The 16,763-nt window shown below is 68.3% G+C and carries 19 protein-coding genes; 13 read left to right on the forward strand and 6 right to left on the reverse strand.

All coding sequences use genetic code 11. The features are described 5' to 3' along the window. Nucleotides 1–5: 5 nt before the first annotated feature. Nucleotides 6–1,184 (reverse strand): NnrS family protein, encoded by a 1,179-nt coding sequence (locus V7Q42_RS13030; RefSeq protein WP_333824521.1) that lies wholly within the window; start codon nt 1,182–1,184, stop codon nt 6–8. Nucleotides 1,185–1,394: 210 nt separating this feature from the next. On the opposite strand from V7Q42_RS13030, the gene mog reads away from it, so the two are divergent. The 11 genes from mog to V7Q42_RS13085 all read left to right on the forward strand — a co-directional run bounded on the left by mog (nt 1,395) and on the right by V7Q42_RS13085 (nt 10,962). Next, a complete protein-coding gene (mog, locus tag V7Q42_RS13035) occupies nt 1,395–1,919 on the forward strand; it encodes a molybdopterin adenylyltransferase (RefSeq protein ID WP_333824543.1) in 525 nt (174 codons plus the stop codon). A gap of 4 nt (nt 1,920–1,923) precedes the next feature. Continuing rightward, nucleotides 1,924–2,451 (forward strand): DUF2478 domain-containing protein, encoded by a 528-nt coding sequence (locus V7Q42_RS13040; protein WP_333824522.1) that lies wholly within the window; start codon nt 1,924–1,926, stop codon nt 2,449–2,451. Nucleotides 2,452–2,721: 270 nt separating this feature from the next. Further along, nucleotides 2,722–3,237, forward strand: coding sequence for a ferredoxin-type protein NapF (gene napF, locus V7Q42_RS13045; RefSeq protein WP_333824523.1), 516 nt, complete (start codon nt 2,722–2,724; stop codon nt 3,235–3,237). Further along, entirely contained in the window at nt 3,234–3,500 is a 267-nt protein-coding gene (locus V7Q42_RS13050; RefSeq protein ID WP_333824524.1) for a chaperone NapD, read from the forward strand. The genes napF and V7Q42_RS13050 overlap by 4 nt, the downstream gene beginning before the upstream one ends. A 35-nt stretch (nt 3,501–3,535) precedes the next feature. Further along, nucleotides 3,536–6,022: a nitrate reductase catalytic subunit NapA gene (gene napA / locus V7Q42_RS13055; protein ID WP_333824525.1), complete on the forward strand. Its 2,487-nt coding sequence runs from the start codon at nt 3,536–3,538 to the stop codon at nt 6,020–6,022. A 254-nt stretch (nt 6,023–6,276) separates the two neighbouring features. After that, nucleotides 6,277–7,116 (forward strand): ferredoxin-type protein NapG, encoded by an 840-nt coding sequence (gene napG, locus V7Q42_RS13060; RefSeq protein WP_333824526.1) that lies wholly within the window; start codon nt 6,277–6,279, stop codon nt 7,114–7,116. Further along, nucleotides 7,113–8,051, forward strand: a complete 939-nt coding sequence (gene napH, locus V7Q42_RS13065) for a quinol dehydrogenase ferredoxin subunit NapH (RefSeq protein ID WP_333824527.1) — start codon at nt 7,113–7,115, stop codon at nt 8,049–8,051. Before napG ends, napH begins: the two co-directional genes overlap by 4 nt. Further along, entirely contained in the window at nt 8,048–8,485 is a 438-nt protein-coding gene (locus tag V7Q42_RS13070) for a nitrate reductase cytochrome c-type subunit (protein ID WP_333824528.1), read from the forward strand. Before napH ends, V7Q42_RS13070 begins: the two co-directional genes overlap by 4 nt. Before the next feature lie 55 nt (nt 8,486–8,540). Next, entirely contained in the window at nt 8,541–9,176 is a 636-nt protein-coding gene (locus V7Q42_RS13075; RefSeq protein ID WP_333824529.1) for a NapC/NirT family cytochrome c, read from the forward strand. 133 nt (nt 9,177–9,309) lie between these two features. After that, complete coding sequence (locus V7Q42_RS13080; protein WP_333824530.1) at nt 9,310–10,023, forward strand: Crp/Fnr family transcriptional regulator; 714 nt, start codon at nt 9,310–9,312, stop codon at nt 10,021–10,023. Nucleotides 10,024–10,257: 234 nt separating this feature from the next. Beyond that, the gene (locus tag V7Q42_RS13085; RefSeq protein ID WP_333824531.1) at nt 10,258–10,962 is read left to right on the forward strand and encodes a Crp/Fnr family transcriptional regulator; all 705 of its coding nucleotides are present in this window, start codon (nt 10,258–10,260) and stop codon (nt 10,960–10,962) included. Nucleotides 10,963–11,448: 486 nt separating this feature from the next. Here the strand turns inward: V7Q42_RS13085 and folK are convergent, their stop codons facing one another. The 5 genes from folK to V7Q42_RS13110 all read right to left on the reverse strand — a co-directional run bounded on the left by folK (nt 11,449) and on the right by V7Q42_RS13110 (nt 14,811). Continuing rightward, nucleotides 11,449–11,943, reverse strand: a complete 495-nt coding sequence (gene folK / locus V7Q42_RS13090; protein ID WP_333824532.1) for a 2-amino-4-hydroxy-6-hydroxymethyldihydropteridine diphosphokinase — start codon at nt 11,941–11,943, stop codon at nt 11,449–11,451. Further along, the gene (folB, locus tag V7Q42_RS13095) at nt 11,936–12,304 is read right to left on the reverse strand and encodes a dihydroneopterin aldolase (protein ID WP_333824533.1); all 369 of its coding nucleotides are present in this window, start codon (nt 12,302–12,304) and stop codon (nt 11,936–11,938) included. The genes folK and folB overlap by 8 nt, the downstream gene beginning before the upstream one ends. Continuing rightward, entirely contained in the window at nt 12,301–13,158 is an 858-nt protein-coding gene (folP, locus tag V7Q42_RS13100; protein ID WP_333824544.1) for a dihydropteroate synthase, read from the reverse strand. Before folP ends, folB begins: the two co-directional genes overlap by 4 nt. Nucleotides 13,159–13,412: 254 nt before the next feature. Continuing rightward, nucleotides 13,413–13,904 carry a YbaK/EbsC family protein gene (locus V7Q42_RS13105; RefSeq protein ID WP_333824534.1) on the reverse strand — a complete coding sequence of 164 codons (492 nt, stop codon included), beginning with the start codon at nt 13,902–13,904 and terminating at the stop codon, nt 13,413–13,415. Between the two features lie 13 nt (nt 13,905–13,917). Beyond that, nucleotides 13,918–14,811 carry a metallophosphoesterase family protein gene (locus V7Q42_RS13110; RefSeq protein WP_333824535.1) on the reverse strand — a complete coding sequence of 298 codons (894 nt, stop codon included), beginning with the start codon at nt 14,809–14,811 and terminating at the stop codon, nt 13,918–13,920. Nucleotides 14,812–15,292: 481 nt separating this feature from the next. Here V7Q42_RS13110 and V7Q42_RS13115 point away from each other — a divergent pair, with 481 nt between their 5' ends. After that, a complete protein-coding gene (locus V7Q42_RS13115) occupies nt 15,293–15,793 on the forward strand; it encodes an NUDIX domain-containing protein (protein ID WP_333824536.1) in 501 nt (166 codons plus the stop codon). 253 nt (nt 15,794–16,046) lie between these two features. Continuing rightward, the gene (locus V7Q42_RS13120; protein ID WP_333824537.1) at nt 16,047–16,553 is read left to right on the forward strand and encodes a GNAT family N-acetyltransferase; all 507 of its coding nucleotides are present in this window, start codon (nt 16,047–16,049) and stop codon (nt 16,551–16,553) included. Nucleotides 16,554–16,763 lie beyond the last annotated feature (210 nt).

The following is a 16,763-nucleotide window of genomic DNA, read 5'->3' on the forward strand; positions in this document are numbered from 1 at the left end:
CCGCCTCAGCCGCGCGGCCGCGTCAGGATCGGGAAATAGACGATGGCGAAGCCGGCGAAGGCGACGAGCCAAGCGACCATCGCCACATGGAGGAGGACGAACTCGGCCTTCCCCATCCCCATGGCGATGCGTGCCACCGTGGCGACGAAGGCGCCGAGATAAATCGCCTGGATCGACCGCGTCGCATGGAGCATCCGCCCGGTGTGGCCGAGGCTCGCCCGCGTCATCACCGCCAGCGTCATCGTCGCCAGCGCGCCGACCGTCCAGGCGTGCAGCGCCGCCGAGGCGAGGAGCGGCACCACCCCGAGGATCGTCCCGCCGAGGAGCAGGAAGCCGACCGGCACGAAGAGATAGGCGACGTGCAGGACGAGCACGAGCTTCTCGCCAGCCGTCCGCCAGCCGACCCAGCGCCACAGCCGCACCGCCTGGAAGCCGCCGGCGGCGACCAGCGCCGAGCCACTCGCCCGATGGTCCGGCAGCACCACCCACATCGCCAGCGCCACGCTCGACACACCGATCACCACCGCGTCGAACCGCGCGAAGGGCACCGGCATTCGGCCACCGCGCGAGCGCAGCCAATTGGCGGTGAAGCTCGGCACGATGCGCCCGCCGATGACCGCGACCAGCACCACCGCCGCGGCGATGCCGATTCGAGTGCCGTGGGACGCGGTGCCGCGAAGGATCGCCTCGACGTGGAAGACGACGTTGCCGAGCGCCAGGAGGGCGACGAGGCCGACGATTCGGAGGTTGCGCCGGTTCTTGCCCGTCCACACTTCGCGTGCCGTGAGCCCGGTCAGTGCCAGAAGGAACGACGCGTCGATCGCCGCAGCCGACCAGGCGCCGATCGGCCCGGAGACCAGCACCGCGACACGGCCCGCCGCCCACAGAGCGACGAGCCCGGCGAGCGGCCGCCCGACCACCGGCAACCGCCCGGTCCAGTTGGGGATGGCGGTGAGCAGGAAGCCGGCGACCGCCGCCGGCAGATAGCCGTAGAGCAGTTCGTGGACGTGCCAGTCGAGACCCGAGAAGGCGCTCGGCACCTCGAAATGCCCCTCGAACATCGGGATCCACAGGATGATCGCGATCGCCGCCCAGATCGCCCCGAAGAGGAAGAACGGACGGAAACCGCCGGTGAGGATCGCCGGCCCGCGATGGGCGCGCATCTGTTCGGCCGTGGTCGCCATGCTCGTTCCCTTTCCCGCGCCCTTTCGGCGCCTCGGCCCGTTTGTCGCCCCACAGCGTCCGCGCTCCATTGACGAAGGACAAGACGAGGTGGTTCCGATCCGATCAAATTCCGGGCATCATCGCGGCCCCCGAGACCCGAGCCGGGTCCGCCGAGCCCCCCCAGGAGCGCGAAACAGCGAATGACGTCAGAAGCCTCCGATGCGACCGCGGTGCCGATCGGCGTCGTCACCGTTTCCGATCGTGCCTCGCGCGGCATCTACCAGGATCTCTCCGGCCCGGCGATCGAAACCTATCTCACCGAGGTGCTCGCCACCCCTTTCCGCATCGTTCGCCGCATCGTCGAGGACGAACAGCCGGCGATCGAGGCGGCGCTGAAAGACCTCTGCGACGTCGAGGGCTGCCAGCTGGTGGTGACCACCGGTGGCACCGGCCCGGCGCCGCGCGACGTCACGCCGGAAGCGCTCTTCGCCGTCTGCGACCGCATGATGCCCGGCTTCGGCGAAGCGATGCGGGCCAAGAGCCTGACCATCGTGCCGACCGCCATCCTCTCGCGCCAGGAGGCGGGCCTGCGCGGCTCTTCGCTGATCATCAACCTGCCGGGCAAACCGGCGTCGATTCGCGACTGCCTCGACGCGGTGATGCCGGCGGTGCCCTATTGCATCGACCTCGCCGGCGGTTACCGCCTCGACACCCGCCCCGAGCGCATGGTGGCGTTCCGGCCCAAGGGAGCGTGAGGCGATGACCGACGAACCACGGATGTTGACCGCCCTGCTCTATGCCCAGGGAGAAGGCGCGGTGATCGGCCGCCTCGCCGAGGACGCCCGCACCCTCGGCTTGGCGCTCGCCGGCATGATCCAGAAGGACGAACGCCGTCCCGATCGCCGTCGTTGCGACATGAGTCTCGTCGACCTGCCGACCGGAACCGAGATCCCGATCTCACAGGACCGCGGGCGCGAGGCCCGCGGCTGCCGATTGGATCACGGAGCGCTGGAGGAAGCGGCGGCGCTGGCCATGCGTGGCCTCGATTCGGATCCGCTCCCCGACCTCCTGGTCCTGTCGAAATTCGGCAAACGCGAGATCGAAGGCCACGGCTTTCGTCAAATAGTCGAACGCGCGGTGGAACTCGGGGTACCCGTACTGGTCGGTGTCGGCGCCGAACACGTGGCCGGTTTCCTCGACTTCGCCGGCGAATACGGCATCGTGCAGGATGACGAGAGCACCGCACGCGGCTGGCTGAAGTCGATCGCCGCTCGCCGCATGGCGTGAAATCGAGCATGCGGAATTCGACATCACATCAGAGAAGGCGAATATTCTATCGTGTTGCCGCCGATTACTTTCATGATATTCTAGCTTTCGTCGGAGCATATCCTCCCAGCATCGGACCGGAGGGTGTCGGTCGCTTCGTAGACTTACGCATGGATCCGGATGCTGTCCGTAGTCGACCGGAAGCGGGAGCTCGCGCGAGCTTACCAAATATCAAGTTCTCGTGAACGCCGGCCCGGCATGTTCCGGGGCGATCGGAAAGAGACCGAAGAGATGTCGCTCGACCTGGCACGCCGCGACCTGTTCCGTGGACGGTTCGTCCGCCCCGCGGAGAAGCGCGTCCTGCGCCCGCCGACGGCGCTGTTCGAGACCGCTTTCCGCACCGCCTGCGACGGATGTCTGGCCTGCGTCACCGCCTGTCCGACGAAGATCATCCGTCTCGACGCCGAGCGCCGGCCGGTCCTCCAGTTCACGCATGGCGAATGCGAATTCTGCGGCGACTGCGCCGATGCCTGCCCGACCGGTGCCCTCGCCCGCGAGGGTGCGCGGCCGTGGACGGTGAAGGCCGAGATCGGCGGCAAGTGTCTGGCGATCGGCGGCGTCCACTGCCGCTCCTGCGGCGACGCCTGCCCGACTTCGGCGATCCGGTTCGCCCCGCGCGCCGACGGGCGGTTCCTGCCGATCCTCGCGCAGGGCACCTGCACCGGCTGCGGCGCCTGCTTCTCTGTCTGCCCGAGCGACGCCATCGACATCCACGAACGCCAACCACACGAGGGAGCGACGGCATGAACGTCATCGGTGTCCTGGTCATGACAGTGCCCGAGCACGAGGACGAGGTCGTCGCCCGCCTCGCCGAGATGCCCGGGGTGGAGATCCACGCCTCCTCCGGCGACGGCCGTCTGGTCGTCACCGCCACCGACGAGGACACCGCCCTCGCCTCCGATGCGCTGATGGCGATGCAACTGATGCCGCACGTGATCGACGCTTCGCTCGTCTACCACGCCTACGAACCCGAGACCGACGAACCCGAGGCCGGCGCCCGCGCCGCCTGATCCAACCCCAACCGACCTCTGGAGGGTCGCGACCGATGACGATCGACACTTCCCGCCGCGACGTGCTGAAGGCCTCCGCCGCCGCCGCCACCGCTGCGGTGGCCGGTATCTCGCTGCCCGCCTCCGCCGCCCCCGTCGGCGACGCCGGCATTCGTTGGGACAAGGCGGTCTGCCGCTTCTGCGGCACCGGCTGCTCGGTGCTGGTCGGCACCAAGGCCGGCCGCGTCGTCGCCACCCAGGGCGACCCGGAAGCCCCGGTCAACCGCGGCCTCAACTGCATCAAGGGCTACTTCCTGTCCAAGATCATGTACGGCCAGGACCGCCTGACGACGCCGCTGCTGCGCAAGAAGAACGGCAAGTACGACAAGAACGGCGACTTCACGCCGGTCTCGTGGGACGAAGCCTTCGACATCATGGCGCAGAAGTGGAAGGAAGCGCTGAAGGCCAAGGGCCCGTCGGCCGTCGGCATGTTCGGCTCCGGTCAGTGGACGATCTGGGAGGGCTATGCCGCTTCCAAGTTCATGAAGGCCGGCCTGCGCTCCAACAACCTCGACCCGAACGCCCGCCACTGCATGGCCTCGGCCGTCGTCGGCTTCATGCGCACCTTCGGCATCGACGAGCCGATGGGCTGCTACGACGATCTCGAGCACGCCGACGTCTTCGTGCTGTGGGGCTCCAACATGGCCGAGATGCACCCGATCCTGTGGTCGCGTCTCACCAACACCCGCCTCACCAAGCCGGGCAGTGAGGTCCATGTCCTGTCGACCTTCGAGCATCGGTCCTTCGAGCTCGCCGACAACGGCATGATCTTCAACCCGCAGACCGATCTGGCGATCCTCAACTACATCGCCAACTACATCATCCAGAACAATGCGGTGAACAAGGCGTTCGTCGAGCGCAACGTCGTCTTCACCAAGACCGCGACCGACATCGGTTACGGCCTGCGCCCGGCGCATCCCCGTCAGAAGGAGGCCAAGAACCCCGACGACGGCAAGATGACGCCGATCTCCTTCGAGGAATACGCGGAACTGGTGAAGCCCTACACCGCCGAATACACCTCGCAGCTGTCCGGCGTGCCGGTCGACAAGCTGGAGCGTCTGGCCAAGGCCTACGCCGACCCGAACCGCAAGGTCATGTCGCTGTGGACCATGGGCTTCAACCAGCACACCCGCGGCTCCTGGGTGAATTCGCTGTGCTACAACGTCCACCTGCTCGTCGGTAAGATCTCCGAGCCGGGCAACTCGCCCTTCTCGCTCACCGGTCAGCCCTCGGCCTGCGGCACCGCCCGCGAGGTCGGCACCTTCGCCCATCGCCTGCCGGCCGACATGGTCGTCAACAACCCCGAGCATCGCAAGCTCGCCGAAACGATCTGGAAGCTCCCCGAGGGCACGATCAACGAGAAGGTCGGCTTCCACGCGGTCCTGCAGCACCGCATGCTCAAGGACGGCGTGCTCAACGCCTACTGGGTGCAGTGTACCAACAACATGCAGGCCGCCCCGAACATGAACGAGGAGGGGTATCCGGGCTACCGCAACCCCGCCAACTTCATCACCGTGTCGGACCCCTATCCGACGGTGACGGCGCTCTCCGCCGACCTGATCCTGCCCACCGCCATGTGGGTGGAGAAGGAAGGCGCCTACGGCAATGCCGAACGCCGCACCCAGTTCTGGCGCCAGCAGGTCGCCCCGCAGGGCGAGGCGCGCTCCGACGTCTGGCAGACGGTCGAGTTCTCCAAGCGCTTCAAGGTCGAGGAGGTCTGGCCGGCCGAACTCATCGCCAAGAAGCCCGAACTCGCCGGCAAGACCCTCTACGAGGTGCTCTTCAAGAACGGCAACGTCGACAAGTACCCGACCAGCGAAGTGGCCGAGGGCTTCGAGAACCAGGAATCCAAGGACTTCGGCTTCTACCTGCAGAAGGGCCTGTTCGAGGAATACGCCGCCTTCGGCCGCGGCCACGCCCACGACCTCGCGCCCTTCGACACCTACCACAAGGCCCGCGGCCTGAAGTGGCCGGTGGTCGACGGCAAGGAGACCAATTGGCGCTTCCGTGAAGGCTACGACCCCTACGTCAAGCAGGGCGAGGGCGTGAAGTTCTACGGCTACAAGGACAACAAGGCGCGCATCATCTTCGCGCCCTACGAGCCGCCGGCGGAGAGCCCGGACAAGGACTTCCCGCTGTGGCTGGTCACCGGCCGCGTGCTCGAGCACTGGCATTCGGGCTCCATGACCCGCCGCGTGCCCGAACTCCACAAGTCGTTCCCGGCCGCGGTGCTGTTCATGCACCCCGACGACGCGATGTCGCTCGGCCTGCGCCGCGGTCAGGAGATCAAGGTCTCCACCCGCCGCGGCGAAGTGGCGACCCGCGTCGAAACCCGCGGCCGCAACAAGCCGCCGAAGGGTGTCGTCTTCTTCCCGTGGTTCGACGAAGGCCAGCTCGTCAACAAGCTGACCCTCGACGCGACCTGCCCGCTGTCGAAGGAGACCGACTACAAGAAGTGCGCCTGCAAGGTGGAGCGCGCCTGAGACGACGGGAGGGGTTCGCCGCCGACGCCGAACGGCGCCCGGTGATCCCCTCCCCCTCCCCCATCCGGGGAGACCGCGAACCGGCGATGGACCACGACCGCATCGCCCGGAGTTCGCCGACGATGATCCGCTCCGCGGGAGTTTCCCCACGGGCGGAAACGGGGCGGAGCGGGGGGCTCTACCTCTCCATGCGACCCTCCTTCGAGGATCGTTCCGAGAAAAACGTCACCCGACCCGAGAAGATCGAAAGTCCCATGTCGCCCAAGTCCACCACCCCTGACGGGCTCGTGAGCCCCGAACGCCGCAAGGTGCTCGAGACCGCCGCGCGCGGTGTCGTCGGCGCCGGTGTCGCCGGCGTGATGCTGGGGGCCCATCAGAAGTCGGCCGAAGCCAAGCCGACGCTGGCGATCCGTCCGCCCGGCGCGCTGGCCGACGAGGCGAAGTTCCTCTCCGCCTGCATACGCTGCGGTCTGTGCGTGCGCGCCTGCCCCTACAAGACCCTGACGCTCGCCGACCTCGGCGACCACGTCGCCAACGGAACGCCCTATTTCGTCGCCCGCAAGATCCCCTGCGAGATGTGCGAGGACATTCCTTGCGTGAAGGCCTGCCCGACCGGCGCGCTCGAGCACTCCCTCGTCGACATCAACAAGGCCAAGATGGGCACCGCCGTGCTCGTCGACGAGGAGAACTGCCTGAACTTCCTCGGGCTCAGGTGCGACGTCTGCTATCGCGACTGCCCGGTGATCGACAAGGCGATCACCCTCGAACTCGAATCGAACCCGCGCACCCGCAAGCACGCGATCTTCCGCCCGACCGTCCATGCCGCCGACTGCACCGGCTGTGGCAAGTGCGAGAAGTCCTGCGTGCTCGAGGAAGCGGCGATCAAGGTGCTGCCGTTGAAGGTCGCCCGCGGCGAACTCGGCGCCCACTATCGCCTCGGCTGGGAAGAGTACAAGAAGAACCAGGGTCCGCTGGTCAAGGACATCATCGATCTGCCGGATCGCGCGCCGGGCGACATCACGCCGCCCTCCGGCGTGCCCGATGCGCCGCCGATCCTCGATCCGTCGAAGCTGCCGGGGGGGTGGAAGCCATGACCGCCGTCACCCCCACCCGGCTCAATCGCGAAGCCCGCCTCGCCGCCGCCGGCGAGATGCCGGCCCGCTCCTTCCTCACCCGCAACAGGTTCCTCATCGCCCGCCGGGCGACGCAGATCCTGGTGCTGGCGCTGTTCCTCACCGGCCCGCTCTTCGGGCTGTGGATCGCCAAGGGGACGATCGCCTCGTCGATGACCTTCGACGTGCTGCCGCTGACCGACCCCTTCATGGTGTTGCAGATGCTGGCGGCGCGGCACTGGCCCGAGGGGCTGGCCCTCATCGGTGCCCTCATCGTCCTCGCCTTCTATGCGCTGGTCTCCGGACGCCTCTACTGCTCCTGGGTCTGCCCCATCAACCCGGTGACCGACCTCGCCTTCTGGGCGCGCGAGAGGCTCGGCCTCCAGGCCAAGGGCTGGCAACCGCGCCCCGGCACCCGCTGGTTCGTCCTGGCGATGGCGCTGGTCGTCTCGGCCGTCACCGGCGCGATCGCCTGGGAACTGGTCAATCCGATCACCATGGCCTTCCGCGTCGTGGTCTTCGGCTCGGCCGCGAGCGCCACCTTCGTCGCCGCCGTCTTCCTCTTCGACCTGTTCGTGGCGCGCCACGGCTGGTGTTCACATCTGTGTCCGGTCGGGGCGTTCTACGGCCTGATCGGCTCCGGCGGGCTCCTCCGGGTCTCGGCGAACCGCCGAGCCGCCTGCGATCACTGCATGGACTGCTATGCGGTCTGCCCGGAGCCGCACGTCATCTCTCCGGCCCTCGAGGGCGCCAAGAAGGGGCTCTCGCCGGTCATCCTGTCACGCGATTGCACCGCCTGCGGACGCTGCATCGATGTGTGCGACCGTATCGTCTTCCGCTTCACCCATCGCTTCGACGTATCCGAGACCGCAGAGGGGGGTACCCACCGGTCGAACTGTTCGGGAGAAAAACAATGAGGATCATGTTCGTCGCGGCGCTCGGCCTCGTCGCCGGTCTGAGCTTCGGTATCGCTTCGGCGTCCGCCCAGGAGGTCAAGACGCTGCGCGGCGCGGCCCCGCAGGCCGACGTCGCGGTGCCGGAAACCGCCCACCAGAACGTCTCCGGCCGCTTCGATCGCGCCTATCGCCAGCAGCCGCCGCTGATCCCCCATCAGATCGATCGCTACCAGATCGACCTCAAGGCCAATCAGTGCCTGAGCTGCCACGACTGGTCGACCGCCGCCAAGAACGGCGCCCCGACCCTGTCGATGACCCACTATCTCGATCGTGACGGCCACCAGACCGACACCGTCGCCGGGACCCGTTGGTTCTGCAACCAGTGCCACGTGCCGCAGGCCGATGCCAAGGAACTGGTCGAAAACACCTTCAAGCCGTCCTCCACCGTCAAGTGAGCGGCGAGGCGTGTGAACGGATCCCTCGGGCCTCGCGGAACGGAGCGCTGGAACCATGACCGATACGAACACGAGCGCCACCCGGCCGGGTTTCCTCCGGCGCCTGTGGACGACCCTCTGGACACCGGCGGCGCGCACCGCCCTCGGTGTGCTTCTCATCGTCGGCTTCGTCGGCGGTGTCGTCGTCTGGGGCGGCTTCAACTGGGCGTTGGAACTCACCAACACCGAGACCTTCTGCATCTCCTGTCACGAGATGAAGGAGAACGTTTACGCCGAGTACAAGCAGACGCCGCACTTCCAGAACGGCTCCGGCGTGCGCGCCACCTGCCCGGATTGCCACGTGCCGAAGGAATGGACCCACAAGATCATCCGTAAGATCCAGGCGTCCAACGAGCTGTGGGGCCATTTCGTCACCCAGTCGATCTGGACCAAGGAGAAGTTCGACGCCCGCCGCATCGAACTCGCCAAGCACGAATGGAAGCGGATGAAGGAGACCAACAGTCGCGAGTGCCGCAACTGCCACAACTTCGACTACATGGACTTCACCAAGCAGGAGACCCGGGCCGGCAAGCAGCATCAGACCGCGCTCGACCAGGGCAAGACCTGCATCGATTGTCATCAGGGCATCGCCCATCGTCTCCCGCAGGGTGGCCGCGAAGCCTACGAGGACATGTTGAAGACGATGAAGTGATCGGCTCGGCCGAGGCGACGTCGAGGTCGATCGAAGCGGGTCGCGCGACACCGGTTCGATGATGTAGAAGAGACGGGCCGCCCCCCGGGGACGGCCCGTTCTTTCGTCCTCGCGCGCAAGGTGACCCGCCTCGATGGCATCTCGACTCAGGACGGCGCTCGACGCGGCCGATCTCGACAAGGTGAACTGTTCGCCGCTCTTCGCCCATCTCGGCGAGGACGTCGCCCGCGCCGTGATCGGCGATCGCGAACCCAAGACCTACGAGCGCGGCCGTTCGATCTTCCTCCAGGGCGATCCGGCCGACGCCTTCTTCCTGGTGCTCGACGGCTGGGTGAAGCTGTTTCGCGCCATGCCCGACGGCGGCGAAGCGGTGGTGGCGGTGATGGCGCCGGGCGAATGTTTCGCCGAGGCCGTGATGTTCATCGGCGGGCGCTATCCCGTGGCCGCCGAAGCGGTCACCGATTGCCGCCTGCTGCGTGTCGAAGCGCGAGCCGTGCGCGCCGCCATGCAGGCCGACCCGCGTGTCGCCACGGCCCTCCTCGCCTCCATCGCCCACCACACCGAGACGCTCTCCGATCAGGTCGAACACATGAAGGTGCTCGGCGCGCCGCAGCGTGTCGCCGACTTCCTGGTGCGCACCGCCCGCGTCAAGACCGGCTCGACCAGCCTGACGCTGCCCTACGACAAGGCGCTGATCGCCCGCCGTCTCGGCATGACGCCGGAGAGCTTCTCCCGGGCGCTGGCCATCCTGCGCGACCACGGCGTCCAGGTCGACCGCGACGCCGTCGCCATCGCCAACGTCGGCCGCTTGAAGTCCTTCGTCCGCGAAACCGCCGACCGCGCCTGAGATCGGATACGCGAGATTCTCAACGTTCGGAATCGGACCCGCCGATCGGGTGAGGCTCGGGATCGGGGACGACCTGTCTCATTCCCGAAGCCGCTTCGCCGTGCTCATGATACCGGCGAAACAGCGATCGGGCCGCTTCGGCAGGGCGGTCCGATGGTCGGTCATGCGGTCGGAAGGGTTGTCGAAGCCCGTTCGGAATGTCAGTTTCGGCGAAACGGCGCGCAGACGCCGACGATGTACGAGAAGGGCGACGAGATGGATGCGGCCGACTGGACGGTTGTCCGGCGCAGCACGATGTTCCGCACGACCGACGAAGCGAAACTGCGCGACATCATCGGTGATCGCAGTCCGCGCACCCATCCGCGCGGTCAGGTGCTGTTCCTGCAGGGCGATCACATCGACGGCCTGCATCTGGTCGTCGCCGGCTACGTCAAGCTCTACCGCCAGACCGAGGAAGGCGCCGACGCCATCGTCAGCGTCCACGGCCCGGGACAGAGCTTCGGTGAGACCGCGGCGCTCCTCGCCACCCCGGCGCACGCCACCGCCGAGACGATCTCCGAGGCCCGGATCCTCACCATCGACGCCGAACGGCTGCGCAGCCGCCTCGGCGCCGATCCCGATCTCGCCTTCGCGATGCTCGCCTCGGCCTCGATGCATCTGCGCTCGATGGTCGACGAACTGGAACGCCTCAAGGGCCTGCCCGGGCCGCGCCGCGTCGCCGGTTTCCTCTGCGACCTCGCCGGCACCGACGAAGGCGCGGCGTCCTTCGATCTGCCCTACGAGAAATCGCTCATCGCCGGCCGTCTCGGCATGACGCCGGAGAGCTTCTCGCGCGCACTCGCCAAACTGCGCGACCACGGCGTCTCGATCGAGCGCGAACACGTCCGCATCTCCAAGCTGCAGAATCTCCGCGACTTCTTCGAAGGCGAAGCGGCCTGAGCGGTCGACGCTCGCCTCTCGCACATGCGGCGCACATGGCGAACGCCTCGACGGACACACCGTTCCGAGCCCGCCGACGAGCTTCACGGCGAGAAGGCGGCCGCACCGGACCATCGGAGCCGGCGGCGACCGCGGATCTCTCCGCTTCGCGCTTTGCCCTTCTCGGCTCGCGACGCCCTCGTCCTCCCACGACGGTCCACCGCTCCGCGGAGCGTCCCACACCGGGCCACATCCCGAACTCCCGAAATTTCGACCTGTTCGAAACCCGGTGAGTGAAGGCGACGACGAACGCCCGTCGGCCGGTCGGCGACGCTCGCGAATTTCGGACGAATCCGGAATCCAAGAGGCCGGTATCATGCCCTCCATCTGTTGAAAGATCTTCATATTATGCATGTCACATGCATTTATTCACATATCGGCCGATCGCCGCTACGACGAGGTCCTGCGAGATCGACGACAAGGAGAAGGACCGAACCGGCGAAGGATTCACGGTCGGTTCGAGCCGTCGAGATCGATCCGCTCGACCCCGCTCGCATCCAGCTTCGCCAGGTGACCGGCGACCGTCGCGCCCGCCACCATTCGATCGGGCACGATCTCGGCGAGCGGCACCAACACGAAGGCGCGTTCCGTCAGATACGGGTGCGGCAGGCGCAGGCCCGGCTCGTCGATGTCGCGGCCGTCGTAGTCGAGCACGTCGAGATCGATCGCCCGCGGCCCCCACTTCACCTCGCGGCGGCGGCCGAGCGACGTCTCGGTGGCGAGGCACAGGTCGAGCAGCGCCCGCGGCGTGAGCGCGGTCTCGACCGCCACGCAGGCGTTGACGAAGGCCGGTTGCTCGGTCAGCCCCCAGGGCGGCGTCTTCCAGTTCGACGACCGCGCCACGACCTTCGCGCCGCCGGCCTCCAGCCGGCGGATCGCCTCGTCGAGCGTCGCCGCCACGTCGCCGAGATTGCCGCCGAGACCGATCAGCGCCTCAACCATCGCGACGCCGCACGATCTCGATGGCGACGCCGTCGAGGATGGTCGGGATCGGCGCCGCCGGCTTCTCGACCCGCACCGTGATGGTGTGGATCTGCGGATAGGAGGCGAGGATCTGCCGGGCGATCACCTCGGCCAGCCCCTCGATCAGCGCGAAGCGCCGCTCGGTCGACACGTCGACGACGATCTTCGCCAGCCGGTCGTAGGAGACGGTGCGCTTCCAGTCGTCGGCCTCCGCCGCCGGGCGGAGATCGAGGCCGGCGTCGAGCGACACGTAGAAGCGCTGCCCGAGCTTCTCCTCTTCCGGATGGATGCCGTGATAGGCGTAGACGGCGATACGGGTGAGCAGGATGCGGTCGGTCACGGGCGGGTTCCTTGGGGTCGCGAGGCTGGCCTCGAGCGGACGATCGCATCGGTGACGCGGGCCGCTTCGACGTGCGGGCGGACGTCGTGGACGCGGATGATCGCGGCGCCGGCGAGGATGCCGGCGACGTTGGTGGCGAGCGTGCCGAAGAGGCGTTCCTCCGTCGGCAGATCGAGGATGGCGCCGATCATCCGCTTGCGCGACGTGCCGAGCAGGATCGGCCGGCCGAGGACGGAAAGCTCGGCGAGCCGCGCCAGGGTCTCGAGGTTCTGCTCGAAGGTCTTGCCGAAGCCGATGCCCGGATCGATCGCCACGTCGTCTTCGGCGACACCGGCGGCGAGCGCGATGTCGATCGAGCGGCGGAAGAACGCGAGCTGGTCGGCGATCGTGTCGATCGCCGCATCGGCCGTCTCGCGATTGTGCATGACGATCACCGGCGCGCCGTGCGCCGCCGCCACCCGGGCGATGTCGGGATCGCGGGTCAGCCCCCAGACGTCGTTGACGATCGTCGCGCCGGCCGCCAGCGCCTTCGCAGCGGTCGAGGCCTTGTAGGTGTCGATCGAGATCGGCAGCGGCGAGGTCTTCGCCAGTTCGGCGATCACCGGCAGCACCCGCCGCTGTTCCTCCTCGGCCGGAACCGCCTCGTGGCCCGGCCGGGTCGACTCGCCGCCGATGTCGACGATGTCGGCTCCTTCGGCGATCATCCGCTGCGCCTGCGCCATCGCCCGATCGAGGTCGGCGAAGCGGCCGCCGTCGGAGAAACTGTCGGGCGTGGCGTTGAGGATGCCCATCACCAGGGTGCGTCGGCCGAGATCGGGAAGCCGCGCGCGCCCGCGCGCCGCAGCCTGTGGCATGGCGAGGAAGGGTGTGAGGGGAGCTTCGGACATGGTGATGGCGCTCGAGCCGCGCGGCGGAGCCCGCGCAGCAGATCTCTAACCCTCTCCGCCTCGCGAGGCGAGGCGGAAAGCGCTCGACCGCCATGCGTCGAATCACGAAGGTCGGCCACGAAGATCGGCCATGAAGGTCGGCCATGAAGGCCGGGACGACTCGCCGGGACGTGAGCGGTGTACGCCGGCGCGACCGACGGCCACCGACGCGTCGTGCCGCCTCAGCCCATCCGGATCACCTTCGCCCCGACCGCGGCGGCGAGCGCCCGCGGAGCGACGGCGAAGACGGCGAAGGGCGTGCCCGCCGCCGCCCACACGCGGGCATGGCCGAGCAGATCCTCGTCGATGAACACGTCGAGCGCCGTGGCGTGACCGAAGGGCGGGATGCCGCCGATCGCATAGCCGGTGACGGTGCGGACGTCCTTGCCCGGCATCCGCTCCAACGCCTCGCCGATCGAGCCGGCGACGGCCGTCTCGTCGACCCGGTTGGACCCGGCGACGAGCAGCAGATACGGCCTCCCCGAGGCCGCCCCCCTGAACACCAGCGATTTGACGATCTCGCCGACCGCACAGCCGCAGGCCGCGGCCGCTTCTTCCGCCGTGCGCGTCGACGCCGGCATCGCCACCACCTCGACGGCGAGGCCGAGGTCGCGCGCGGCGGCGGCGACCCGCGCCGCTGCGGGGGCGAGGTCGGAGGTCGCTTCGTCGTTCATGCCGCGTCTCCGATCAAGGAACGAGGGGGCTCCGTGAGATCTCGACCACGCCGGAGGAGGCGTTGCGGAAGCCGCGCTCGATCCGCGTGGTGCGCCAGTCGCCGACGCCGCCGGTGATCTCGAACAGGTTCCACCCCGCCCCGCGCCGTCCCGGCCCCGGATTGCGCGACGCCGACGGCACGCCGACCAACGGCACCGGCCCGTCCTTGCCGTCGAGCCATTCGACGGTGGCGCGGTGGGTGTGGCCGTGCAGGATCAGTTCGGCGCCGTGCCGGCGGATCACGTCGCGGAACCGCGCCGTGCCGATCAGCCGGCCGGCCCAGTGGATCGGCTTCTTCGACGGCGGATGGTGGATCAGCACCACTCTGTAGAGCCCCTCGTGGGCGTAGCGGTCGAGGAGGTCCGCCACCCGCATCGCCTGACTGGCGTCGAAACGGCCGGTCGCCATGAACGGCGCCGTCGCCTCGGCCGACGAGACGCCGACGATGCCCACCGGCCCGCGCCGGCGGCAGAACGGGAAACGCCCGGCCTCGCCGAAGTCGCCCTTGACGAAGGGCGCCCAGGCTTCGGAGGCGCGCTTCAGCGCCCCGCGCACATAGGCGTCGTGATTGCCCGGCACCGCCGAGACGTCGTGCGGATTGCCGAGGCTCGCCAACCACCGCCGCGCCGGTTCGAGTTCGGCGTCGAGGGCGATGTTGACGATGTCGCCGGTGACCGCCACGTGGTCGGGAGAATGGGCGACGAGATCGTCGACCAGATCGCCGAGCACCGTCGGTCGCATCCCACCGCGACCGCGGTTGAGGCGCCAATTGATGTAGCCGAGCACCCGCTTTCCCGCGAGTTCTCTGAGGCGGGGTTCGGGCAGCGGACCGAGGTGGGGATCGGAAACGTGGGCGAGGCGGAACATGGCCCCGTGGAACTAGCGTCGGACGCCGTCCGGGTCCAGACGGCGAAAGACGAAAGTGGGTGGGCCGACGCATAAAAAAGCGGCGGAGCCGATCCGGCTCCGCCGCTTCGATGACGGCTCGGGTCGCGACCCGTGATCGTCGCGCTCAGCCCCAGAAGGTCTTCAGGATCGCGTGGACGCGCGGATCGGTCAGATCGACGGCGGGCTTCCACTGATAGGAGACGGGGCGGGCCTTGCGACGCAGAAAGGCGAACATGATATCGGTTCCTCGGTTCGACGCCCGGCGGTCGGGGTTTCGTTTCGGAAACGGCGATACCGCCCGCACTTCTTTCGAGAAGTGTGGTTCGCACGAGCGACGTGCTGATCTGATGCCGCTCTTCTAGGCAATTGCCTGAAAAAGAGCTAGGTGCAGTGCACAATGGCCGCCATGCAATGGGCGCATGGCATACTTCATTCTTCATTCACGAATGCGGGTTCCGGAATGTCGATACGCGAGACGCCCCGCTTCTCCCTGGTCCGCTTCGCCAAGCCCTTGACCAAGCGCCTCGGCGCCTGGGCCGGCCTCGTGGCGCGCGCGACGACCCTCGGGGTGCGTGCCGTCGTGCGCGACGAGGAAGGTCGTATCCTCCTGGTGCGGCACACCTATCTGCCCGGCTGGTATCTGCCCGGCGGCGGCGTCGATCCCGGCGAGACCGTCGCCGCGGCGGCCGTCCGCGAGGTGGCCGAGGAGACCGGGGTCGCGACCCTCGAGAAGCCCCGCCTCTTCGCGCTCTATCTCAACCGTCGCGTCTCGCGCCGCGACCATGTCGCGCTCCTCGTCTTCGATGCGCCCGTCGCAGGGCAGACCCTCCGCCGCCCGGCGATCGAGATCGCCGAAGTCGGCTTCTTCGCCCTCGACGCGCTGCCTCGGGAGACCACCGGCGCCACCCGTCGCCGCCTCGCCGAGGTCTTCGAGGGCAGCGCGATCACGGCGGAATGGTGAGCCGGCCTTGCGAGACCCGCCCCGACCGTGCTAACCGGCGGCCGTCTCGGGCGATGAACGCCCCGAGCGAGGACACGATGATCCCGACGCTGCGCATCTCGCGACGACGAACCGAACGACCCGGCACCCGCCGCGTCGCCGTCGTGATCTCGCGCGCCTGACACCGGACGATGCGGCCTCGCCGCCACCGGGTGGGCGGGCGGCAGGACCCGACGCGGGAAACCTTCCCCTCCCCCGCATCCGGATTGTTCCCATGACCACCCATACCCCGGTGATCCGGCCCGAGACGCCGGCCGAAGATGCCGCGATCGAAGCCCTCCACGAACACGCCTTCGGCCCCGGCCGGTTCGCCCGCACCGCCTTCCGCCTGCGCGAGGGAGTCGCCTGCGATCCCGATCTGTCGCTCGTCGCGCTGGTCGACGGCCGCCTCGCCGGCTCGGTCAAACTCACCGCCATCCGCATCGGCGACGCGCCGTCGCTGCTCCTCGGACCGCTCGCGGTCGACCCCGACCACGGTAGCCGCGGCCTCGGCCGGGCGTTGGTGCGCGCCGCGGTGGAGAAGGCGCGCGCCCTCGGTCATCGCTCGATCCTGCTGGTCGGCGACGCCCCTTACTACGGACCGTTGGGCTTCCACCATGTGAAGCCGACCGACGTGATCATGCCCGGGCCGGTCGACACCGCCCGCGTGCTCCTGTGCGAGCTCGTCGAGGGCGCCGCCGCCGAGGCCAAGGGCCGCGTCAAGAGCGCCCGCTGGGGGTGATATCAGTCTTGCGAAGTTCCGACCGTTTTCCGGGCGGTTCGGTTTCGAAGGTCGGTGCTCCGACGTCCCCTCCCCCGCAAGGGGGGAGAGGACTGGATGCGAGGGCCTTCGGTAGATCCACGCCGATCGAGTCGAAAATTCGTGAGCGCGGTGAAAGGAGACCTGTGCGCGGTTGGACCATCATGTTGATTTGATGCGTTTAATGTGCCT

It is taken from the genome of Pinisolibacter sp. (assembly GCF_036782435.1).
GTDB lineage: Bacteria > Pseudomonadota > Alphaproteobacteria > Rhizobiales > Ancalomicrobiaceae > CALBKH01.